The organism is Streptomyces sp. NPDC015220 (assembly GCF_043079345.1).
In the GTDB taxonomy this organism is placed as follows: Bacteria; Actinomycetota; Actinomycetes; order Streptomycetales; family Streptomycetaceae; genus Streptomyces.
In genome coordinates this window covers 680,122-702,029 of the sequence record NZ_JBIBUK010000002.1, presented here as the reverse complement: position 1 = coordinate 702,029, position 21,908 = coordinate 680,122, and the positions used below count along the sequence as shown (strand labels likewise).

Annotated in this window: 20 protein-coding genes; 12 read left to right on the top strand and 8 right to left on the bottom strand. The window is 74.0% G+C overall.

Going from position 1 to position 21,908, the window contains the following annotated elements; translation table 11 throughout:
• The first annotated feature begins 355 nt into the window (after positions 1-355).
• Together ACF061_RS07960 and ACF061_RS07955 are read left to right on the top strand one after the other, a co-directional pair.
• On the top strand, positions 356-568 hold the full coding sequence (locus ACF061_RS07960) for a DUF4287 domain-containing protein (RefSeq protein WP_392265945.1): 213 nt from the start codon (positions 356-358) through the stop codon (positions 566-568).
• Between the two features lie 35 nt (positions 569-603).
• Positions 604-975: a holo-ACP synthase gene (locus tag ACF061_RS07955; RefSeq protein WP_392265944.1), complete on the top strand. Its 372-nt coding sequence runs from the start codon at positions 604-606 to the stop codon at positions 973-975.
• 47 nt (positions 976-1,022) lie between these two features.
• Here ACF061_RS07955 and ACF061_RS07950 read toward each other — a convergent pair whose 3' ends face one another.
• Positions 1,023-2,792: a PP2C family protein-serine/threonine phosphatase gene (locus ACF061_RS07950; protein ID WP_392265943.1), complete on the bottom strand. Its 1,770-nt coding sequence runs from the start codon at positions 2,790-2,792 to the stop codon at positions 1,023-1,025.
• 427 nt (positions 2,793-3,219) lie between these two features.
• Between ACF061_RS07950 and ACF061_RS07945 the strand changes: the two genes are divergently transcribed.
• The 4 genes from ACF061_RS07945 to tsaE all read left to right on the top strand — a co-directional run bounded on the left by ACF061_RS07945 (position 3,220) and on the right by tsaE (position 8,055).
• Positions 3,220-4,656 carry an NAD(P)H-hydrate dehydratase gene (locus ACF061_RS07945; RefSeq protein ID WP_392265942.1) on the top strand — a complete coding sequence of 479 codons (1,437 nt, stop codon included), beginning with the start codon at positions 3,220-3,222 and terminating at the stop codon, positions 4,654-4,656.
• Between the two features lie 353 nt (positions 4,657-5,009).
• Positions 5,010-6,218: an alanine racemase gene (gene alr, locus ACF061_RS07940; RefSeq protein WP_392265941.1), complete on the top strand. Its 1,209-nt coding sequence runs from the start codon at positions 5,010-5,012 to the stop codon at positions 6,216-6,218.
• An 81-nt stretch (positions 6,219-6,299) separates the two neighbouring features.
• A complete protein-coding gene (locus ACF061_RS07935) occupies positions 6,300-7,535 on the top strand; it encodes an alpha/beta fold hydrolase (RefSeq protein WP_392265940.1) in 1,236 nt (411 codons plus the stop codon).
• Positions 7,501-8,055: a tRNA (adenosine(37)-N6)-threonylcarbamoyltransferase complex ATPase subunit type 1 TsaE gene (tsaE, locus tag ACF061_RS07930; RefSeq protein WP_392265939.1), complete on the top strand. Its 555-nt coding sequence runs from the start codon at positions 7,501-7,503 to the stop codon at positions 8,053-8,055. Before ACF061_RS07935 ends, tsaE begins: the two co-directional genes overlap by 35 nt.
• Positions 8,056-8,641: 586 nt before the next feature.
• Here tsaE and ACF061_RS07925 read toward each other — a convergent pair.
• Complete coding sequence (locus tag ACF061_RS07925; protein ID WP_392265938.1) at positions 8,642-9,220, bottom strand: hypothetical protein; 579 nt, start codon at positions 9,218-9,220, stop codon at positions 8,642-8,644.
• A 115-nt stretch (positions 9,221-9,335) separates the two neighbouring features.
• Between ACF061_RS07925 and tsaB the strand changes: the two genes are divergently transcribed.
• From tsaB to ACF061_RS07905, 4 genes are read left to right on the top strand one after another with little or no spacing between them, the layout of a single operon-like run.
• Positions 9,336-9,989, top strand: coding sequence for a tRNA (adenosine(37)-N6)-threonylcarbamoyltransferase complex dimerization subunit type 1 TsaB (tsaB, locus tag ACF061_RS07920; protein ID WP_392265937.1), 654 nt, complete (start codon positions 9,336-9,338; stop codon positions 9,987-9,989).
• Between the two features lie 44 nt (positions 9,990-10,033).
• The gene (gene rimI / locus ACF061_RS07915) at positions 10,034-10,507 is read left to right on the top strand and encodes a ribosomal protein S18-alanine N-acetyltransferase (RefSeq protein ID WP_392266187.1); all 474 of its coding nucleotides are present in this window, start codon (positions 10,034-10,036) and stop codon (positions 10,505-10,507) included.
• Entirely contained in the window at positions 10,500-11,603 is a 1,104-nt protein-coding gene (gene tsaD, locus ACF061_RS07910; protein ID WP_392265936.1) for a tRNA (adenosine(37)-N6)-threonylcarbamoyltransferase complex transferase subunit TsaD, read from the top strand. The genes rimI and tsaD overlap by 8 nt, the downstream gene beginning before the upstream one ends.
• Positions 11,600-11,866, top strand: coding sequence for a hypothetical protein (locus tag ACF061_RS07905; RefSeq protein ID WP_392265935.1), 267 nt, complete (start codon positions 11,600-11,602; stop codon positions 11,864-11,866). Before tsaD ends, ACF061_RS07905 begins: the two co-directional genes overlap by 4 nt.
• A 206-nt stretch (positions 11,867-12,072) precedes the next feature.
• Here ACF061_RS07905 and ACF061_RS07900 read toward each other — a convergent pair whose 3' ends face one another.
• The 6 genes from ACF061_RS07900 to ACF061_RS07875 all read right to left on the bottom strand — a co-directional run bounded on the left by ACF061_RS07900 (position 12,073) and on the right by ACF061_RS07875 (position 19,884).
• Positions 12,073-12,393, bottom strand: a complete 321-nt coding sequence (locus ACF061_RS07900) for a hypothetical protein (RefSeq protein ID WP_392265934.1) — start codon at positions 12,391-12,393, stop codon at positions 12,073-12,075.
• Between the two features lie 48 nt (positions 12,394-12,441).
• On the bottom strand, positions 12,442-13,971 hold the full coding sequence (locus tag ACF061_RS07895) for a hypothetical protein (RefSeq protein ID WP_392265933.1): 1,530 nt from the start codon (positions 13,969-13,971) through the stop codon (positions 12,442-12,444).
• Between the two features lie 451 nt (positions 13,972-14,422).
• Positions 14,423-16,735 (bottom strand): glycoside hydrolase family 3 N-terminal domain-containing protein, encoded by a 2,313-nt coding sequence (locus ACF061_RS07890; protein ID WP_392265932.1) that lies wholly within the window; start codon positions 16,733-16,735, stop codon positions 14,423-14,425.
• 35 nt (positions 16,736-16,770) lie between these two features.
• Complete coding sequence (locus tag ACF061_RS07885; protein WP_392265931.1) at positions 16,771-17,676, bottom strand: carbohydrate ABC transporter permease; 906 nt, start codon at positions 17,674-17,676, stop codon at positions 16,771-16,773.
• A gap of 4 nt (positions 17,677-17,680) precedes the next feature.
• Positions 17,681-18,577 carry a carbohydrate ABC transporter permease gene (locus tag ACF061_RS07880; protein ID WP_392265930.1) on the bottom strand — a complete coding sequence of 299 codons (897 nt, stop codon included), beginning with the start codon at positions 18,575-18,577 and terminating at the stop codon, positions 17,681-17,683.
• Positions 18,574-19,884: an ABC transporter substrate-binding protein gene (locus ACF061_RS07875; RefSeq protein WP_392265929.1), complete on the bottom strand. Its 1,311-nt coding sequence runs from the start codon at positions 19,882-19,884 to the stop codon at positions 18,574-18,576. Before ACF061_RS07875 ends, ACF061_RS07880 begins: the two co-directional genes overlap by 4 nt.
• Positions 19,885-20,027: 143 nt before the next feature.
• On the opposite strand from ACF061_RS07875, the gene ACF061_RS07870 reads away from it, so the two are divergent.
• Positions 20,028-21,056 (top strand): LacI family DNA-binding transcriptional regulator, encoded by a 1,029-nt coding sequence (locus ACF061_RS07870; RefSeq protein ID WP_392265928.1) that lies wholly within the window; start codon positions 20,028-20,030, stop codon positions 21,054-21,056.
• Positions 21,057-21,469: 413 nt separating this feature from the next.
• Positions 21,470-21,826, top strand: coding sequence for a YciI family protein (locus ACF061_RS07865; RefSeq protein ID WP_392265927.1), 357 nt, complete (start codon positions 21,470-21,472; stop codon positions 21,824-21,826).
• Positions 21,827-21,908 lie beyond the last annotated feature (82 nt).

Genomic DNA, 21,908 nt, shown 5'->3' with positions numbered 1-21,908 from the left:
GGGGTGGCTCCGGCCGGGGCTTCCGAGACGCGGACGGCTGGGTGCGGCGGTGCGCGATGTCCGGACAGGAGTGGCCGTCGCCGGGGCCCGAACAGGAGGATTTCCCCGCCAGTCGTCGAGCGCGTCCATGGGTGCCCCACAGCTCTTGGCGGGCCGCCGGGCCGGAGCAGGGGCGCGGGCCGGCGCCGGTCGACGCGCGCGGATCCATGGGGACGGCGGCCGCCGGCGGGGAGGGGAGCCGGGACGAGGCCGTCCGGTGCGAACTCGCCGCCCGCCGAGCGATGAGTTTCCGTTCCCGCGTAGGTCATATGGACGAGAGTTGCCCGCGGACGCGCATCCAGGAAGGACCCGCACCATGACCGCACCCGTCAAGGGCCCCGCCAGCTACTTCCCCTCCATCGAGAAGAAGTACGGCCGGCCGATCGCCGAGTGGAAGGACCTCGTCCGCGCCTCGCCGCTGGTCAAGCACATGGAACTGGTGAGCTGGCTCAAGACCGAGCACGGCATGGGGCACGGGCACGCCAACGCCCTGGTGGCGCACACCCTCGCCGAGGACAGCGGCAAGTAGCGGCGGGCGCGGCGGCCGGCCGTAGGGTGCTCGGCATGAGCATCATCGGGGTCGGGATCGACGTGGCCGAGATCGACCGGTTCGCGGCGTCGCTGGAGCGGACGCCCGGACTGGTCCGGCGGCTCTTCGTGGAGCGCGAGTTGCTGCTGCCCAGCGGGGAACGCCGGGGCATGGCCTCGCTCGCCGCCCGGTTCGCCGCCAAGGAGGCGGTCGCCAAGGCCCTCGGCGCCCCGGCCGGGCTGCTGTGGACCGACGCGGAGGTGTACGTCGAGGACAGCGGCCGCCCGCGGCTGCGGGTGAAGGGCTCGGTCGCGGCGCGGGCGGCGGAGCTCGGGGTGCGGCACTGGCACCTCTCGCTCAGCCATGACGCGGGGGTCGCCTCCGCGGTCGTGATCGCCGAGGGCTGACCGCCGGGGGGCCGCGTTCCCCGGCAGCGGCTCAGCGGCTCAGCGGCTCAGCGGCTCACGAGGCGGAAGGCGAGCAGGGTGGCGTCGTCCTGCATGTGCGGCCCGGTGAGCCGGTCGACCAGCTGCCGGACGTAGGTGTCGAGGGCCTCGTCGCCCGGCGGGATGCCGTCGGCGGCACTGTCCTGGATGGCCCGCAGCAGGCGGGACACGTCCTGGTCGAGGTCGGAGTCGCGGCGCTCGACCAGGCCGTCCGAGTACAGCAGCACCACGTCGTCGGGGTACAGGAAGGTCTCGGCCGCCGTGTAGGTCTCGCCCGGCAGCACGCCCAGCGGCATGCCGGGGCCGCCCGGCGGCGGGTCGAGCAGCCTGGCCCGCCGGTCGCGCACCAGGACGGGCAGCGGATGGCCCGCGCACGTCCAGCGCAGCAGACCGCGGTCGGGGTGGTAGCGGGCGATGACCGCCGTGGCGGTGGACTCCTCGCCGTCGTCGCAGGCCACCAGGTTGAGCCAGCCGGTCAGCCCCTCCACCAGCTCGCCGGTGAACGCCAGCCCGGCGAGCGCGTACCGCAGCTTCGCCATCAGCGTGACGGCGTCCAGCCCGTGTCCCCGGGCGTCGCCGAGTGCGATCAGGACCTGCCCGGTCGGCAGGACGCGGGTCTTGTACCAGTCGCCCCCGATGCGCGCGGTGCGCGCCGCGGGGCGGTAGACGGCGGCGGCCTCGATGCCGTGCCGGGCCAGCTCGGCGGGGAACCGGGGGACGACGGCGTCGCGCAGCCGCTCGGCCACGTCCGCGACCGTGTCCGCCCGCTCCCGCTGCGCCCTGGCCTCACGGGTCGCCCGTTCGGCCAGCACCCTGCTGTAGCGGTCGCCGGTCACGTCGTGCAGCACCGCGCGCACGGTCCACACCGGACCCCGCTCCTGGCGCACCGGTTCGGCGACGAAGTGCAGGATCCGCTCGTACGGCCGGACCAGTTGCAGGTCGCATTCCGCGACCCGCTCGCGCAGCAGGACGTCGTGGACCGCCCGGTACAGCTGGGGCAGGCTGGTGGGCGCCACCATGCGGCCCAGTTCGAGCAGGTCGGGCAGGGGACGCGAGGCGGGCAGGTCCAGTACGTCGCGCAGCCCCGCGGACGGTTCGACGGTTCCGTCGCCGAGGTTCCACTCGCCCCAGCCGACACGGACCAGGTGCTGTGCCGCCTCGGCCATCCGGGAGCGCTGCCCGCGCTCCCAGGTGAGCAGTAGCAGACCGCCCCGCAGGGGCGCCACCCGCACCTGGCTGCTGACGCGCACCACCAGCTCACCGGCCCCGGGCAGGGCCCATTCGGCGGGCTCGGGGCCCTGGGGCCGCCCGGTCCGCCGGGCTTCGGCGAGCAGCCGGGGCACGGAGGTGTCCGCCATGTTGGGGAACCGCTCGAACAGCGGCACCGGACCGGCCCACGGGGGCAGGATGTCGGCCGGGATGCGCTGGGCGGAGTACTGCCGGCAGGCCGCGTTCTGCGCCACGTAGAGGTAGTCCTCGACCAGGCCGCGTTCGTCGAGCGTGGGAAGGACGAGCATGGTGGGGGTCGGCAGGGCGTCCAGCAGTTCCTGGACCGGGACGTCCGGCGCGGCGGCGGCCCGCGGCCGGGACGGATCCCCGAGCGGCCCGCGCACGGGCACGGAGCGCTCGGCGGCGTAGCGGCGGATACGGTGCCGCTGCTCGGCGAGCAGTGTCCCCAGCGCGTCGAGCAGCGGGCCGGGACGTTCGCCGGCGCCGCCGCCGTCACCCGCCGTCGCGGCCGGGCGCGGGGCGCCGGTCCCGACCGGTTCGTCGGCCATGTCTGCTCGGGCCTTTCTCCCCCGGTCCGGTGTCCGGCGGCAGCGCGTGCCGCGCCGGTCACCTCCGTGCCCATGCTCGGCGATCCGCCGTGGGTGAGCCACTCGGTACCGTCCATCGCCGAGATCGCCGAGATCGCCGAGATCGCCGAGATCGCCGAGATCGCCGAGATCGCCGAGATCGCCGGCCACCTGGCACCGTCCGCCGCCGAGTGCCGTCCACCAGCCGTCCACCGCCGTCCGCCGCCGTCCGGGCGGCCGGACTGCCGGGTTCCCGCACGGCGGGAAAATCACATGCGGACAAGCGCCCCGTCGCCCCGTCCGCTGCCGCCCACGCGCCCGGCGGCCCTCGGGCCGGGAGCGTCCGCGGGGGCCGGGTCCGGCCGGATTCCCGCGCGGCATCCGGCGCGGTCGGGGCAGACTCGACCGCATGCGTACCGCGTACAGCGTTGAGACGATCAGGACAGCAGAGCGCGCGCTGATGGCGCGGCTCCCGGAGGGCGCCCTCATGCAGCGCGCCGCCGCCGGGCTGGCCACCGCCTGTGCGGACCTGCTCGGGCGGGTCTACGGCCGCCGGGTGGTGCTGCTGGTGGGCAGCGGGGACAACGGGGGCGACGCCCTGTACGCCGGGGCCCGGCTGGCCCGCCGCGGCGCCGGCGTGGCCGTGGTCCCGCTCGCCGGGGACCGCACCCACCCGGGCGGCCTCGCGGCCCTGCGCCGCGCGGGCGGCACCGTCGCCCGGCCGGAGGCCGCCGGGGACCTGATCGACCGGGCCGACCTGGTCGTCGACGGCATCGTCGGCATCGGCGGCAAGGGCGGGCTGCGCCCCGACGCCGCGCCGCTGGCCGAGCGCGCGGCGCGCTCCGGCGCCGCCGTCGTCGCCGTCGACCTGCCCAGCGGGGTGGAGGCGGACACCGGGGAGGTGCGCGGCGCCGCCGTCCGCGCCGACCTCACCGTCACCTTCGGCACCCACAAGCCGGGGCTGCTCGTCGACCCGGCCCGCGAGTACGCCGGCGCCGTCCGCCTCGTCGACATCGGCCTGGGCGGCGAACTGCCCGCCGAACCCGAACTGGAGGCGCTCCAGCACGCGGACGTGGCCGCGCTGCTGCCGCGGCCCGCGGCCGAGAGCGACAAGTACCGGCGGGGCGTCGTCGGCATCGCGGCGGGCTCGGCCCGCTACCCCGGCGCGGCCGTGCTCGCCGTGTCGGGGGCGCTGCGCGGCGGGGCCGGAGCGGTGCGGTACGTGGGCCCGGCCGCGGAGGCGGTGCTCGCCCGCTTCCCGGAGACCCTGGTGTCCGACCGGGGACCGCACCGGGCGGGCCGGGTGCAGGCGTGGGTCGTGGGCCCGGGCGCCGGGGACGACGCCGCCACCGTCGCCGAGGTGCTGGAGACCGACGTACCCGTCCTGCTGGACGCCGACGGCCTGCGCCTGGCCGCCCGCGACGCGGTGCGCGCCCGCACCGCCCCCACGCTGATGACCCCGCACGCCGGCGAGGCCGCCGCCCTGCTCGGGGTGGCCAGGGAGGAGGTCGAGGCGGCCCGGCTGTCCGCCGCCCGTGAACTCGCCGCCCGCTACCGGGCGACCGTCCTCCTCAAGGGATCGACCACCCTGGTCGCCGGCCCGGACGGCGGTCCCGTACGGGTGAACGCGACCGGCACTCCCTGGCTCGCCACGGCCGGCAGCGGCGACGTCCTGTCGGGGCTCGCCGGTTCCCTCCTCGCCGCCGGCCTCGCCCCGCGCGACGCGGGCAGCGCGGCGGCCTATCTGCACGGCCTGGCCGGCCGCTTCGCCGCCGACGGCGCCCCCATCGGCGCCCATGACGTGGCGGACACCCTCCCCACGGCATGGCGGGACGTACGGGACTGAGGGAGCCGGCCGTCGCGGGGACGGGACGCGGGTATCGGAGGGCCGCGTCGTGGTCGAGGGCGTCGGGGAGCCGCGTCCCGGTCGCGGGCGTGCGGCCGGTCGCGGACACGGGAGGCGGCGTGCGGTCGTGGACACGGGAGGCGGCGCGCGGTGGTGGACACGGGAGGCGGCGCGCGGTCGTGGGCGTGGCGCGCCGCTCCGGGGCGGCTCCGCGCCCGGTCCGGGCGGCGGCGGACGTGCGGGGCGCTCACGCGCGGAGGCGGGGCGGGTCCGGGCCGGGTGCGTGGCGGTGCGGCGGCCCGCGGCACCGGTGCGGCGGGCCGGTTCGGGCCCTCTGAGAGACTGGGGGCGCGATGAACGAGACATCACACCCGCGGACGGCACCGCTGCGCGCCCGCGCCGAGATCGACCTGGCCGCTCTGCGGGCCAACGTGCGGGCCCTGCGCGACCGGACGCCCGGCGCCGCCCTCATGGCCGTGGTGAAGTCCGACGCGTACGGCCACGGCGCCGTCCCGTGCGCCCGCGCGGCCGTGGCCGCCGGGGCCACCTGGCTCGGCACGGCCACCCCGGAGGAGGCCCTGGCGCTGCGCGCCGCCGGGCTGTCGCCCGAGCGGGTGAGGATCCTGTGCTGGCTGTGGACGCCGGGCGGGCCGTGGCGGGAGGCCGTCGAGGCCGACGTGGACGTGTCCGTGAGCGGACTGTGGGCCCTGGCGGAGGTGCGGGAGGCGGCGCGCGCGGCCGGCCGGCCCGCGCGGGTGCAGCTGAAGGCCGACACCGGACTCGGCCGCAACGGCTGCCAGCCCGCCGACTGGCCCGAACTCGTCGACGAGGCGCTGCGCGCCGAGGCCGAGGGGCTGATCCGGATCACCGGACTGTGGTCCCACTTCGCCTGCGCCGACGAGCCGGGTCACCCCTCCATCGCCGCGCAGCTCGACCGGTTCCGCGAGATGGTCGCCCACGCCGAGGGGCGGGGCGTGCGTCCCGAGGTGCGGCACATCGCCAACTCGCCCGCCGCGCTCACCCTTCCCGAGACCCACTTCGACCTGGTCCGCACCGGGATCGCCCTGTACGGCATCTCGCCCAGCCCCGAACTCGGCACCCCGGCCGACTTCGGGCTGCGCCCGGTGATGACGCTGTCCGCCTCGCTCGCGCTGGTGAAGCACGTGCCGGGCGGTCACGGCATCAGTTACGGGCACCACTACGTCACCGCGGGCGGGACCACGCTCGGCCTGGTTCCCGTGGGGTACGCCGACGGCATCCCGCGGCACGCGTCCGGCGCCGGCCCCGTCCTGGTCGGCGGCAAGTGGCGCACGGTCGCGGGCCGGATCGCGATGGACCAGTTCGTGGTCGACCTCGGCGGCGACGAACCCGAAGTCGGCTCGCGGGCAGTGCTGTTCGGGCCCGGCGACCACGGCGAGCCGACCGCCGAGGACTGGGCGCAGGCGGCGGGCACCATCGCGTACGAGATCGTCACCCGCATCGGGACACGCGTTCCCCGCGTCCATGTGAACGAGGAAGAGGACGGGGAACGGGACGGGGAGCGCCGCGCACCGCAGCGGTGACCCGCCCGGGCGTGCCCGGCGGGTCCCGGACCGGCCGCGCCGCGGCCCCGAACACCAGTACGTCGCAAGGAGGAGCGGTACGTGAGCGAGAGCAGTGCGGCGGCCGTCGCCTCCGCCGCGGGGGCGGCCGCCGGCTGGCGCCGGGCGACCGGCATGGCGGGGGCCGCGATAGGCGTGGTGGCCGCGGGCGCGGCGGCCACCGTGGCCATCGAACGGATGACCGTGGGCCGGGGGATGCGCAGGAAGGCCCGGCTCGCCCTGGACTCGGCGGGTCCGTACGGGACCCTGCGCGGCACCCCGGGCAAGGCGTACGCCGACGACGGCACCGAACTCCACTACGAGGTCGACGACATCGACCCCCCGGACGCCTCCGCGCACCTCGGCCCGCGCCGCCGCAGGCTCTTCGGCCGCAAGGACCCCGCGCCCGTGACCGTCGTCTTCAGCCACGGCTACTGCCTCAGCCAGGACTCCTGGCACTTCCAGCGCGCGGCACTGCGCGGCGTCGTACGGACCGTGCACTGGGACCAGCGCAGTCACGGCCGGTCCGGGCGGGGACAGGAGCAGCTCCGGGGCGACGTGCCGCTGACCATCGACCAGCTGGGCCGCGATCTGAAGGCCGTCATCGACGCCGCCGCGCCCGAGGGGCCGATCGTGCTGGTCGGGCACTCGATGGGCGGCATGACCGTGATGGCGCTGGCCGACCAGTACCCCGAGCTGATCCGCGAGCGGGTCGTGGCCACCGCCTTCGTGGGCACCTCCTCGGGCCGTCTCGGCGAGGTCAACTTCGGGCTGCCGGTGGCCGGCGTCAACGCGGTGCGCCGGGTGCTCCCCGGTGTGCTGAAGGCGCTCGGGCAGCGCGCCGAGCTGGTGGAGCGCGGGCGGCGGGCCACCGCCGACCTGTTCGCCGGGGTGATCAAGCGGTACTCGTTCGCCGGACGGGACGTCGATCCGGCGGTCGCCCGGTTCGCCGAACGGATGATCGAGAACACGCCGATAGACGTGGTGGCCGAGTTCTACCCGGCCTTCACCGACCACGACAAGACGGAGGCGCTCGCCCTCTTCGCGGACATGCCGGTGCTCGTCCTGGCCGGACTCCAGGACCTGGTCACGCCCAGCGAGCACAGCGAGGCGATCGCCGGCCTGCTCCCCGACGCCGAGCTGGTGCTGGTGCCGGACGCGGGCCACCTGGTGATGCTCGAGCACCCGGAGGTCGTCACCGACCGGCTCGCCGACCTGCTGGTCCGGGTCGGAGCGGTCCCGGCAGGCACTACCGTGGGCACTTATGGAAGCACCAGCAGCACCGCACAACCCCGCTGAACCCGTGTCCGTCGAGATCACCGTCCCCTCTCCCGACCAGATGCGGGAGCTGGGCCGCCGGCTCGCGAAGCTGCTGCGCGCCGGTGACCTGGTGATGCTGAGCGGTGAGCTCGGCGCGGGCAAGACCACGCTGACCCGCGGGCTCGGCGAGGGCCTCGGGGTGCGCGGCGCCGTCACCTCCCCGACCTTCGTCATCGCCCGGGTGCACCCCGGTCTCGGCGACGGTCCGCCGCTCGTCCACGTCGACGCCTACCGGCTGTCCGGCGGGCTGGACGAGATGGAGGACCTGGACCTCGACGTCTCGCTGTCGGACTCGGTGGTCGTCGTGGAGTGGGGCGAGGGCAAGGTCGAGGAGCTGACCGACGAGCGGTTGCAGGTCCTCATCCACCGCACCGTCGGGACCGCGTCCACCTCGGGGGCGGCAGCAGAGCCCTCGGACGCGGACGAGGTGCGGCACGTGACGGTGACCGGGATCGGCGGCCGGTGGGCGGCCGTGGACCTGGGCGTCCTGACCGCCTGAGGCCACCGCGCCGGTTCCGCCCGCCCGCCGGCGTCCCGGCGGGCGGGCCCCTGCGCCGGCCCCCGGCCGACGGGCCCCTGCGCCCGGCTCCCGGCCGGCGGGTCCTTGCGCCCGGCCTCCCGGGCGTGGTCACATGGTCTCCAGCTCGTGGTTAGGTTTACCTAACTGCGCCCGCCCCCGTCCTGCAGGAGGCGTCCATGCCCGCTGCCGAGAACCAGCCCGGGCCGTACGCGGTCGCCGGTGTGAGCATGAGGGACCTGCTGGCCTCCTGCGCCGCGGCGGAGGCGGTCTCCCACCCGCCACGGTCCCCGGAAACCGCGGACGCCAGGCCGGAACCTGGTGACGCCAGGCCGGAACCCGCGGACGCCAGGCCGGAACCTGGTGACGCCAGGCCGGAACCCGCGGACGCCGGGCCGGACTCCGGTACGGGCCGGTGCGCCGGGCCCGGTGCGGGCCCGCGCCCCGCTCCCGGTACGGACCCGTACCCACGTTCGGGGAACTTCGGTGCGGATCCGCGTGCCGGGTCCTCCGCGGACTGCCGCCCGGAACCCCGAACGGTGGACGCGCGCCGGGAAGCGGCGTAGCCCTATCGGATGACGACGACCTTCTGCCCGATCGTCGCGAACATCCACATCGCCTCGCCGTCCGCCCGCGACTCACGGATGCCGCCGGTCTTCACGGCCGTGTCCGCCGCGCCGTCGGTCGTGCCGTCCCCCGGCGACGGGGCGTCCACCGCCGCGCTGAACCCGATGACGACCCCCTGCACGCTGGCGAAGCGCACGACGTGTTCGACCGGGACGCCGTCGGTCCCGGTGACCGCCAGCGAGCGGGAGGTGACCGCGTAGGTGCCCGGGGCGGGGTCGACGCTGCCGGGGGTGACCTTGAACGTGTTGTCGACCGTGCCGCCCGCCGCCACCAGCCACACCCGGTCGTCGTCCACCGAGTACACGACCCGCTCGCCCGTGCCGGAACCCGCGGGCAGCGCGGCCGGGTGCAGCTTGTCGCGGGGCGCCTTGGAGGCGCTCGCCGCCGGTGTCGCGGTCGCTCCGGGCCGGCCGTCGAGGTCCCGCGGGACGTTCCCGTGCGCCCGGTAGGCGAGGAAGCCGACCGTGGCGAGGGCCGCCGCGGTGAGCCCGGCCACCAGTCCCGAGCTGCTGCTTGCCACGGTCGTCCACCTCTGGGTCGGTCGCTGTGCCGGTGCCTGGCTCGCGACGGTAGCAGCCGGGATGCGCCCGACCCGGGCGGCCGTGCGGGGCTCGCGGGAGCCGTAGGCTGTTTGCGTGCTCTTGCTCGCTCTGGATACCGCCACCCCCGCCGTCACCGTCGCCCTGCACGACGGAACGGCCGTCATCGCCTCATCCAGTCAGGTGGACGCGCGCCGGCACGGAGAGCTGCTGCTGCCGGCCGTCGACCGGGTCCTCGCCGAGGCCGGACTGGGACTCGACGCCGTCACGGGCATCGTGGCCGGCATCGGCCCCGGCCCCTACACCGGACTGCGCGTCGGACTGATGACCGCCGACACCTTCGGTCTCGCCCTCGGCGTCCCCGTGCACGGCGTGTGCACGCTCGACGGCCTCGCCTACGCCGCCGACGTCCCCGGCCCCTTCGTCGTGGCGACCGACGCCCGGCGCAAGGAGGTCTACTGGGCTCGCTACGCGGACTCCCGCACCCGCGTCACCGACCCGGCCGTCGACCGGCCCGCCGACATCGCCGACCGGGTCCGGGGCCTGCCCGCGGTCGGCGCCGGCGCGCTGCTCTACCCGGACACGTTCCCCCAGGCGCACGAGCCCGAGCACGTGTCGGCCGCCGCCCTCGCCTCCCTGGCCGCCGAGAAGCTGGCCGCCGGCGAGGAGCTGCCCGCGCCCCGGCCGCTCTACCTGCGCCGGCCGGACGCGCAGGTGCCCAAGAACTACAAGGTGGTCACCCCCAAGTGACCGGCGAGACGACGACCGGCGCCCCGTCCCTCGCGCTGCGCGAGATGCGCTGGTGGGACATCGACCCGGTGCTGGAGCTGGAGAAGGACCTGTTCCCCGAGGACGCCTGGTCCCGGGGCATGTTCTGGTCCGAGCTGGCGCACTCGCGCGGCCCGGAGGCCACCCGGCGGTACGTCGTGGCCGAGGACGGCGGCCGGATCGTCGGCTACGCCGGGCTCGTCGCCTCCGGCGACCAGGGCGACGTCCAGACCATCGCGGTCGCCCGCGACCACTGGGGCACCGGGCTCGGCTCCCGGCTGCTGACCGAGCTGCTGCGGGCCGCGACCGCCTTCGAGTGCGCCGAGGTCATGCTCGAGTGCCGGGTGGACAACGTCCGCGCCCAGAAGCTCTACGAGCGCTTCGGCTTCGTCCCCATCGGCTTCCGGCGCGGCTACTACCAGCCGGGGAACGTGGACGCCCTGGTGATGCGCCTGTCCGACCCTTCCACCTCCGTACAAGGAACCGAGATCAATGGCTGACGAACCACTCGTCCTCGGCATCGAGACCTCCTGCGACGAGACCGGCGTCGGCATCGTGCGCGGCACCACGCTGCTGGCCGACGCGGTCGCCTCCAGCGTCGACGAGCACGCCCGCTTCGGCGGCGTCGTCCCCGAGGTCGCCTCGCGGGCCCACCTGGAGGCGATGGTGCCGACCATCGACCGCGCGCTGAAGGAGGCGGGGGTCAGCGCCAGGGACCTGGACGGCATCGCGGTCACCGCCGGCCCCGGCCTGGCCGGCGCCCTGCTGGTCGGCGTCTCCGCGGCGAAGGCGTACGCCTACGCGCTCGGCAAGCCGCTGTACGGCGTCAACCACCTCGCCTCGCACATCTGCGTGGACCAGCTGGAGCACGGTCCGCTGCCGGAGCCCACGATGGCGCTGCTGGTGTCGGGCGGCCACTCCTCGCTCCTGCTCTCCACGGACATCACCTCGGACGTGCGTCCCATGGGCGCGACGATCGACGACGCGGCGGGCGAGGCCTTCGACAAGATCGCCCGCGTGCTGAACCTGGGCTTTCCCGGCGGCCCGGTCATCGACCGCTACGCGCGCGAGGGCGACCCGGCGGCGATCGCCTTCCCGCGCGGCCTGACCGGCCCGCGCGACCCCGCCTATGACTTCTCCTTCTCCGGTCTGAAGACGGCGGTGGCCCGCTGGATCGAGGCCAAGCGGGCGGCCGGGGAGGAGGTGCCGGTGCGTGACGTGGCGGCCTCCTTCCAGGAGGCGGTGGTGGACGTGCTGACCCGCAAGGCCGTACGGGCCTGCAAGGACGCGGGCGTGGACCACCTGATGATCGGCGGCGGCGTGGCCGCCAACTCCCGGCTGCGCGCACTCGCCCTGGAGCGCTGCGAGGCGGCCGGCATCCGGCTGCGCGTTCCCCGCCCCAAGCTGTGCACGGACAACGGCGCGATGGTGGCGGCGCTCGGCGCGGAGATGGTGGGCCGCAACCGCGCGGCCTCCGACTGGGACCTCTCGGCGGACTCCTCCCTGCCGGTCACCGACCCGCACGTCCCCGGCGCGGGGCACACTCACACCCACGACCATGTGCACGAGGTCAGCAAGGAGAACCTGTACTCGTGACGGTGGCGCTGATGTGGGAGGGCCGGGCCCGGCCGGGGCGCGGTGACGAACTGCTTGCCTGGGTGCGGCGACAGCGGCTCACCGAGCCTCCGTCGCGTCGCGAGACCTTCCGCGCCCCGCAGGACCGGGTCCTGGTCATCACCTGGTGGGACGCCCCCTACGAGGCCGATCTCCCGGAACTGCCCGAGCCGGACGAGGGGTTGGTCACCCGGGCGGTGCACCGGTGGCGGTTCGAGCCGGTACCGGAGGCGCCGGGCCGCTGAGTGGCGCACGGTCCTCCGGGTGCGCTATGATCATCACACGCAAGCGGGTGAACGAAGCCCAGCGAGCAGTGCGTTGGTGGTCCAAGGAAAGACGTCCCGCTTCCTGCGGGGAGATGCAGGTGCAAGGCCTGCCCGGCGCTCGATCAGACCCCGCCCCCGGTTCTCCGGGGGCGGGGTCTTTCGTCATGGGCGGCCGGCCGTGCCGCTCACAGGCCCAGGAGCCTCTTCAGCGTCTCCAGGAGCCCCACCACGGTGCCGCCGGCGGTGGCGCCCGCGGTGATCGTGGCCAGCCAGCCCTGCACCCGGGTGCCGTCCAGGGCCTGGGGCGAGGGCGCCGCGACCAGCTCGTCGCGCAGTTCCTCGGCCGCCCGCGTCTGGCCGGGCTGTTCCGCGCCGACCAGTCCGACCATGACGTCGGCGATCCGGCGTGCCGCCTCCAGATCCTCGACCCGCATGTTGAGCGGCCTGTCGCCGAAGTGGTGGTTGTCGCCGTTGAAGGTGCTTCCGTCGAACCTGTAGGTGCTCATCGCTGCCCTTCGTCGGTCCTTCGCAGGGGTGGGACCGGCCCCGCCCGGTCAGGCGCCGGCCTGTCCGGCGGCGCCCTCGGACGGGGCCGAGGTCGTGCCCGGCCCGGCTCGGTCGGGGGTGCCGGGGGTGGAGCCCGTGCCGGTGAGGATGTTGGTCCCGCCGTCCCCGAAGACGTTCTGGCCGTTGATGGGACCGCGGAAGTTGTACGTCTGCATGGTGATGGTGACGCGGGCCTCACGCAGGCCGGAGGTGTCGATGCCGTGTTCCTTCAGGAACCGCTCCGTCAGCGTCAGCAGCGCCTCCTGCATGCGCTGGAGGGCGAGCTGGGCGTCCAGCTGCTGCGTCTGGTCGTGGCTGCGGTCGGGATCGGACACGGCGGCGCGCAGCGTCCCGGAGGCGCCGTAGTCGAAGTAGCCGTGGGGCCGCCGGACGCGGTGGCTGCGCCACAGCAGCCGGACGCCGTCCCTGACGTACCGGGCCGGGCGGTCGAGGACCCGGCCGGCCGACCCGAACAACTGGGCGCCCAGGTGGGCGCGGGTGAACCCCAGCAGACGCCAGGCCACCTCCCCGCCGCCCATGGGGTGACCGCCGTAGCTCCCGTCCACCGGGGGCAGGTAGTAGGCGGCCAACTGCCAGGAGAGCTGCGACTTCGAGACCCTGGCCCGGACGTGCATCGTCACGACGTAGGAGCCGCCGGTACCGACCAGTTCCAGGGTGAGGTAGGTGCGCATCGCGGTGCCCTCGGCCGTGATGCCCTCGTCGACCAGGGCGGTGTCGACGTTCACCAGCGGCCGGCGGCGCTCCTTCGCGAACAGTCGTCCGTGGTCGAGGTCGCGGGCACGGTCGCCCTGCACGTAGAGGCGGTTGCAGGCCCGCAGCCCGTCGAGTCCGGCCGTCCTGGCCAGGTGCTCGGCCATGTACGCGTGCAGAGCGGCCGGCTTCACCTCGGTCACGGTGAGTTCGTCGCCGTCGTCGTTCCGGGCGGGCCGGCTGATGTCGATGCTCGGCCAGGTCCGCTGCAGCACGAGGACGCCGCTGTCGACGAAGGGCTTCTCACCGCCCCGGCCCTGCGACTGGTACAGGACCACGTTGGCGTCCTGGAGCGCGTCCAGGTCCGACTCCAGCGCGGCGTCCACCGGTGCGGCGCCGTCCCTCGGGGCGCCGTCGCCCCAGTGGACGGCCTGCGCGGACCGGGTCAGGACCCAGCCCCAGACGTACACGAGGACCCCTCCCGCGAGGAGGGCGCACAGGGCGGCCTCCAGGCAGACGACCAGGCGTCGTCCGTCCGACGCGGTGACGGCCGCCGCGCACCCCACCGCGCTCGCCACCAGGGCGGCCAGACAGAGGACGAGGGTGATGTCGCGGAGCAGGTACAGCCGTCGCGCACGGCGAGCGTGCCGGATCACGGCGACGAGGTCGATGCCCTGCGGCCGGGCGTGCGCCGCGAACCTCTCCGTCACCAGAAGCCTGGTCACCGCGTCCGCGAACCTGTCGCTGCGGTACGTCCAGCCGCACAGTTCCCGGGTGGGCATGTCCTCCGCGTACTGCGGCAACACGCCCGGCACACGCTGCTCCACCGGTCCCCCTCCCGCCGAGCAGTCCAAGAAGACGGCGCGGTGGGCCACTTGTCCCTGCCGCGCACGGAGTCGTCATGGGCGGGGCGCCCGTTCCGGCGTGACGGCCGGGGGCCGATGCGCTATGATCATCACACGCAAGCGGGTGAACGAAGCCCAGCGAGCAGTGCGTTGGTGGTCCAAGGAAAGACGTCCCGCTTCCTGCGGGGAGATGCAGGTGCAAGGCCTGCCCGGCGCTCGATCAGACCCCGCCCCCGGTTCTCCGGGGGCGGGGTTTCGCGTTGGGCCACCGCGCCGTGGAGCACCGCACGACGACCGCGGCCGTGCCCCCCGGCGGGGGCACGGCGGTCCGTGGTGGTACAGGCCCCGGCCGGTCCGTCGGCGGCCCGGCCAGGACCCGTGGCCGGGTCCTGGCCGTCGTCCGGCCGGGTCCGGGCGCGGGCGCGGGTGCGGCTCAGCCCGCCGCCGAGACCTCCGTCTCGCAGCGCAGCCGCCGGTCGTGGCCCAGTTCCCGCAGCGGGCCCGTCAGGGTCAGCCGGGTCGTGTGGCGGACGTCGGTCGTGGAGGCGGCCAGGCGCAGTTCCAGGGCGCCCGGCTCGACCACGCGGCGGCCGGAGCGGTCGGTGAAGGCGGACAGGTCCGCGTGGAAGCGGAACGTCACCCGGGCCGACCCGCCGGCGGCCAGGTCGATGCGCTGGTACCCGACCAGGCGGACGTCCGGGCGGGTCACCGCGGCCACCGGGTCGTGCAGGTAGAGCTGGACGACCTCGGAACCCGCGCGGTCACCGGTGTTGCGGACGGTGAGCGAGACGTCGTACGAGCCGTCCGTGCCGATCTCCGTGACATCGTTGCCCTCGAACGAGTCCCAGGCGAACGTCGTGTACGAGCGGCCGTGCCCGAACGGGTACAGCGGTGTCGGGTCCAGGCTGCTGACCTCGCCGGCCAGGCCCAGCGGGGGCTGGAGGTACGTCCACGGCTGGCCTCCGGTGCCGCGCGGCACGCTCACCGGGAGGCGGCCCGAGGGGTTCACCCGGCCCGAGAGCACGCCGGCCACCGCCGGGCCGCCCTCCTCGCCGGGGAAGAACGCCTGGACCGCCGCCCCGAGCCGGCCGTCCCAGCGGCCGAGCCCGTAGGGGCGGCCGGTGAGGAGCACCAGGACGACGGGGACGCCCGTCTCCACCAGAGCGTCCAGCAGTTCGCCCTGGACACCGGGCAGGGCGAGGTCGGCCACGTCGCAGCCCTCGCCTGAGGTGCCGCGGCCGAACAGGCCCGAGCGGTCGCCGAGGACCGCCACGACCACGTCGGCCTCCGACGCGCGTGCCACCGCCTCGGTGAAACCGGCGGTGTCCGGGTCCGAGACGCCGCAGCCCTCGGTGAACGTCACCTTGGCGTCGGGCAGTTCGGTGCGCAGGGCGTCCAGCAGCGTGGGGATCTCGATGCCCATGGGCACCTCGGGGTGCTGGGTGCCCACGTGCGAGGGGAAGGAGTAGCAGCCCAGCATGGCCAGGGCGTCGGCCGCCCGGGGGCCGACGACCGCGATCCGGGTGTCGGGGGAGAGGGGCAGCACGCCGTCGGGGTTGGCCAGCAGCACCACCGACTCCTCGGCCAGGCGGCGGGCCACGGCGCGGTTCTCCGCCGAGTCCAGGTCGACGCCCTCGTCGGCGGGTTCCGGGGACCAGTCGGCGTCCAGCAGGCCCAGTTCGCACTTCTGGAGCAGCACCCGGCGGGCCGCGCGGTCCACCAGGGACTCGGGGACGGTCCCGGCGCGCACGGCGGCCACCAGGTCCTCGCCGTAGCACTTCACGGTCGGCAGCTCCACGTCGATGCCGGCGGCGAGGGCCAGGTGCCCCGACTCGGCGGTGCTGCCGGCGACCCGGTGCAGGGTCCGCAGGAAGTCGATGCCGAAGTAGTCGGCGACCACCGTCCCGGTGAAGCCCCACTCCTCGCGCAGGAGTTCGGTGAGCAGGTGCGGGTCGGCCGAGGCGGGCACGCCGTCGGTGTCGTTGTACGCCGCCATCACCGAGCGGGCCCCGGCCTCGCGCAGCGCCATCTCGAACGGCGGCAGGGTGATGTCCGCGAACTCGCGGGTGCCCGCCCGGACCGGGGCCAGGTTGCGGGCGCCGGCGGAGGAGGCGTACCCGGCGAAGTGCTTGAGCGTGGCGATGATCCCGGCCGACTGAAGTCCCCGCACGTACGCGCTGCCGACGGTGCCGACCAGGTACGGGTCCTCGCCGATGGTCTCCTCGACCCGGCCCCAGCGCGGGTCGCGGACCACGTCCAGGACGGGGGCCAGGCCCTGGTGCACGCCCACCGAGCGCATGTCCCGGCCGATGCGGGCGGCCATCGCCTCCACCAGTGCCGGGTCGAAGGTCGCGCCCCAGGCCAGCGGGACGGGGTAGGCGGTGGCGCCCCAGGCGGTGAAGCCGGCCAGGCACTCCTCGTGGGCGACCGCCGGAACGCCGAACCGGCCGGCCGCGGCGATCCGGCGCTGGGCGCGGGCCAGCGCCTGCGCGCCGAGCGCCGGGTCCACGGGGGCGGTGCCGAAGGAGCGGGTGAGCTGGCCCAGGCCGCGGGTGATCAGCTCGTCCCAGTCGTAGTCGGTGTCCATGTGCTGCTGGAGCGGGGCGACTCCGTCGCCGTCCGTCGAGGCGCCCACCCACACCCCGTAGAGCTGGGCGGTCTTCTCCTGAAGGGTCATCCGGGAGAGCAGGTCGTCGACGCGGGCGGCGGCGGGCAGGGTGGGGTCCTGCCAGGAAGCGGAGGTCATGGAACTCCTGTCGGAGACGTCGGCGGGGGATGGGTTCACTTGCCGCCCACCCCCATCAGGCCACCGACGAGCGCGCGCCGTGCCACCAGGTAGACGGCGAAGATCGGGATGCCGGAGAGGACGACCGAGGCGAGCAGGGCGGGGATGTTCACCCCGAACTGGCTGACGTAGTTGAACAGGCCGAGGGTCAGCACGCGCGGGCCGTCGGACTGGGTGAAGATCAGCGGGAAGAGGAAGCCGTTCCAGGCCTGGAGGGCGGAGTAGATGACGACCGTGCTGATGCCGCCCTTGGTCATCGGGATGACCAACTGGAACAGCATGCGGGTGGTCGAGGCGCCGTCCAGGGCCATCGCCTCGTACATCTCCTCGGAGATGTCCCGCAGGGTGCCGGTGAGGATCAGCACCGAAACCGGCATCGCGAAGGCCGCCGTCGGCAGGATGACCGCGAGCAGGCTGTCGTAGAGGTTCAGCTTGGCGATCATCAGGTAGAGCGGGATCACCACCGCCTGGGCGGGGATCGCCACGCCCAGCAGGAACAGGCGGAAGGCCGCGCCCGACCAGAAGGTGCGGGAGCGCACGGCGACGTAGGAGAGCGGGATGCACAGCACCAGCACGATCGCCACGACCGCCGCCGCCACGATCACCGTGTTGAGCAGGAGGTGGCCGAAGCCGTTGTGCAGGACGGTGTTGTAGTTGTCGAGGGTGGGGTCGGTGGGCGGCACGAGGGCGTTCTTGCCCAGTGCCTTGTCCTGGTGGGTCAGCGACGACGAGATCATCGCGTAGATCGGGACGATGACCACGACCAGCCACAGCACCGAACCGATGCCGGCCACCGGGTCGGGGCGCCTGGTCCAGTGGCGGCGGAGCCCGGCGGGGCGGGCGGACGGGATCCGTCCGTCGGTCTTCACCGGACGCGGGCGGCGCAACGTGTCGTGTGACATGTCGTCACATCCCTTCCCTGGTGCTGCGCATGTCGCCGAAGCCGGACAGCTTGACCAGCACGAGCGACAGCGCGGTGGCGATCACGACGAGGAAGGACGCGATGGCGCTCGCGTAGCCCAGGTCGTAGCTCTTGAAGCCCGACTCGTACATCAGGTACGGCAGGATCGCGGTGTCCGTGCCCGGGCCGCCCTGGGTGAGGATCAGCACGGTCTCGAAGTAGGTCAGCGAACCGACGATCATCAGCACGGTCGAGGTGGTCGCCGTGTTGCGCAGCTGGGGCAGGGTGATGGAGAAGAACCGGCGGTAGCGGCCGGCGCCGTCCATCGCGGCCGCCTGGTACAGGACTTCGGGGATCTGCCGGGCCCCGCCCTGGTAGATCAGGGTGTGGAAGGGGATGAACTGCCAGCCGCCGACGAAGACGATGGCCAGGAAGGCGCCGGAGGTGCTGCCGAGCGTGTCCCCGTGGACGATGCCGAAGTTCGGGTCGAGCAGGGCGTAGAACAGCAGCGAGATCGCCGTCGAGGAGAGCAGGAACGGCACGAAGAAGATCGCGGAGAGGATCGCCCGGTTGCGCTGGCGGCCGGCCGCCCAGACCCCGAGCAGCAGCGAGACGACGGTCTGGAAGGCCCAGCTGACGGCGGTCAGCAGGACGGTCACCGTCAGCGACTGGGTCAGGCGCGGGTCATGGATCAGCTTCTGCCAGTTGGCGAGACCGACCGGCTCGGGGTCGCCCAGGCCGTTCCACTTGGTGAACGAGAGGTAGAGCGCCAGCACCATGGGGGCGACGGCGAAGAACGCGAAGAACAGGACGCCGGGCAGGACCCAGGCGGCGTGCGGACGGCCGGTCCGCGTGCCTTCCCGGGGCCTGCCCTTCGTCAGGGCGGTGACCGACGAACTCACTTCAGCCCCTTGAGCGCGCCCACGAACCGGGCCGGCGACGACTTGCCCACGAACAGCTTGTTGATCTCCGTCAGCATCGGCGTCTGCCAGCTGGGGTCGACCGCCTGGTCCCAGCTCAGGGTGAAGGAAGGCGCCTGCTGCACCATCTGGTACTGGTACTTGGCGAACTCCGGGTTGGGGGAGGAGTCCAGCATGTTCGCCGCGATGGTGGTGGTCGGCACGTCACCGTTGGCGATCAGGTCCTTGGTGTACGTCTCGGAGGCGCAGTCGCGCAGGAAGGCGATGGCGGCGTCCTTGTTGGAGACGCGGGCGTTCACGGACCAGTAGTTGTTGGGGTTGCCGACGACGTTGCGGATGTCGCCCGAGCCGCCGTCGTACTTCGGGAAGGCGCACCAGCCCACGTCCTTCTTGGCGAAGTCCGGGAAGGTGCCGAGCAGCGTGGAGAACTCCCAGGAGCCCATCAGGTGCATGGCCGCCTTGCCCTTGGCGAAGGCCGCGGACGCGCCGTGGTTGTTGTACGACACCGAGCTGTAGCCCTTGCCGAAAGCGCCGTCGTCGATGAGTTCCCTGACCGTCTCGGCGGCCTTGAGGACGGCCGGGTCGCCCCAGGCGGAGGCGTCGCCGGCCGCGACCTTGGCGAAGACCTGGGGGCCGCCGATGCGGTCCACCAGGTACTCCAGCCACATCAGCTCGGGCCAGATGTCGGCGCCGCCCAGCGCGAAGGGGGTGATCTTCGCCTTCTTCAGTCTCGCGTTGACGTCGAGCAGTTGGTCCCAGGTGGTGGGTGCCTGCAGTTTGTGCTCGGCGAACAGCGTCTTGTTGTAGAAGAGGATCACCGGCTGCGTGCCGCGCATCGGTATGCCGTACATCTTGCCCTTGAGCGCGCCCGCGGCGAGGACCGTGGGCAGGAAGCCGCCCTTGAGGACCGCGTCGGACTGGATCACGTCGGTGAGGTCGGTCAGCTGGTCGGCCTCCTGGTAGGCCTTGATCGAGCCGCCGCCCCAGTTGAAGAAGACGTCGGGGGCGTTGGGGGATCCCATCGCCGTGCGCAGCTTGGCCGGGTAGTCGGAGGCCGGGATCTTCTGGAGCTTGACCTTGCCCGCGGCCTTCTTGGCGGCCGCGGAGGCGTTGTACCGGTCGACCGCCTTGACCTGGATCTTCACCGCGTCGTCGCCGTACACCATCGCCGTGACGGTGCCGCCGCCCGACCCGCCGGACCCGCCGCCGGAACCGCAGGCGGTGAGTCCGGCTGCCGAGACGAGGGTGGCGCCGGCGCCGAGGAACCAGCGCCTGCTGTAGGACTCCATGTGACGGCACCTCTCACGAAGGTCGTTCGGGTAGGACCCAGCGCCCGGTACCCGAATGTTTCGGATGGGACTTCGAATGTTCCGGGAACGTAAGACGTGCCGGGGGGTTCGTCAAGAGGTCGCGCAGAGATACGATCGCGACCATGAAACCGACGAAGCCCGCAGGAACGCGCACCGCCACCCTCGCCGAGATCGCCCGCGAGGCCGGGGTGTCCGCTCCGACTGTTTCGAAGGTGCTCAACGGGCGTGCCGACGTGGCCCCGGCCACCCGCAGCCGTGTCGAGGAACTGCTGCGCGCCCACGGCTACCGGCGGCGCCGCGCCGAGGCGACCCGCTCGCCGCTGATCGACGTCGTCTTCCACGAGTTGGAGAGCGCCTGGGCGATGGAGGTCATCCGGGGCGTGGAGAACGTGGCGCGGGACGCGGGCCTGAGCGTGGTGCTCTCCGAGAGCGCCGGCCGGCTCACCCCCGGCCGTACCTGGGCCGACCAGGTCGCCGCCCGCCGCCCGCACGGCGTCGTCCTCGTCCTGTCCGGACTCGACGAGTCCCAGCGGGCGCTGCTGACCAGCCGCTCCATCCCGTTCGTGGTGATGGACCCGGCCGGCGACCCGGGCACCGACGTGCCGTCGATCGGCGCCACCAACTGGCAGGGCGGGCTGGCCGCGACCCGGCACCTGGTCGAGCTGGGCCACACCCGCATCGGCGCGATCAGCGGGCCGTCGCGGATGATGTGCAGCCGCGCCCGGCTCGACGGCTACCGGGCGGCGCTGGAGACCGCGGGACTGCCGGTGGACCCGTCACTGGTCGTGGCCGGCGACTTCCACCACGAGGCCGGCTACCGGCTGGGGCTGAAGCTGCTGCGCCGCGAGGACCGGCCGACCGCCGTCTTCGCGGGCAACGACCTCCAGGCCCTCGGCCTCTACGAGGCGGCGCGCGAGCAGGGCCTGCGCATCCCGGAGGACCTGAGCGTGGTCGGCTTCGACGACCTGCCGGTGGCCCGCTGGGTGGGCCCGCCGCTGACGACCGTGCGGCAGCCGCTGACGGAGATGGCGGAGGCGGCGGCCAAGCTGGTGCTGGACCTCGGGCGCGAGGACGAGTCGCCGGTGGCGACACGGGTCGAACTGGCGACGAGCCTGGTGGTGCGCAGCAGTACGGCGGCCCCGGGGGCGTGACCACGCGCCGTCGAAACTTTCGACGGCGCCTGCCGTGACGGGCGCGCGGATGAGATCTTCCGAAGAAAGCCGTCCCACGTCCGGCCGTGCGACCCGTTGTTCATGGTTCGGACGTGAGTTCCTCGTTGTAAGGGGTCACTTGAAGGCCGCCGCCATCGCCCTGGCGGGCGTGCTGGCGCTGGGCCTCGCGGCGGCGGGCTGGGCCTACCGGCATCCGGGTGCGGGGCGGCGCACGACGCCGCGGGGGCGTCGCGGCGGACCGCGCCGGGTCCCGCCTCCGACCCGCGCGAACGGGTGCCCGGAAAAGATTCTCGGGGAAAATCCGGGGAGTGTGTCGATTCCGGCGCCTCCCGGTCGACGCAGGGGTGAGAGGCCGGGGAGGGACCCGGCCCGTCCGACCGGAGGAGTCCACCATGCCGCGTTACCTGTCGATCGTGCGCATCGACGAGAGCACCGCCCCCGCCGAAGGCCCCAGCCCCGAACTGATGCGGCGGATGGGCGAGCTGATCGAGGAGATCACCAAGGCCGGCGTCATGCTCGACACCGCCGGGCTGACCCCGCAGAGCCAGGGCAAGCGGGTGCGCTGGGAGGGCGGCAGGGCCACCGTCACCGACGGCCCGTTCACCGAGTCCAAGGAGGTCGTCGGCGGGTACGCGCTCATGCAGTGCAAGGACATGGACGAGGCCGTGGAGTGGGCCCACCGCTTCGTCAAGGTCCACGAGGAGTACTGGACGATGAGCTGCGAGGTGCGAGAGATCGCCGAGGGCTGAGCACTCCTTGGCCGACGGGCCGGCGCGGTGTTGCATGGTGGGCTGTGACGCAGCAGCCCATCGAGCCCACCGATCTCTCCGG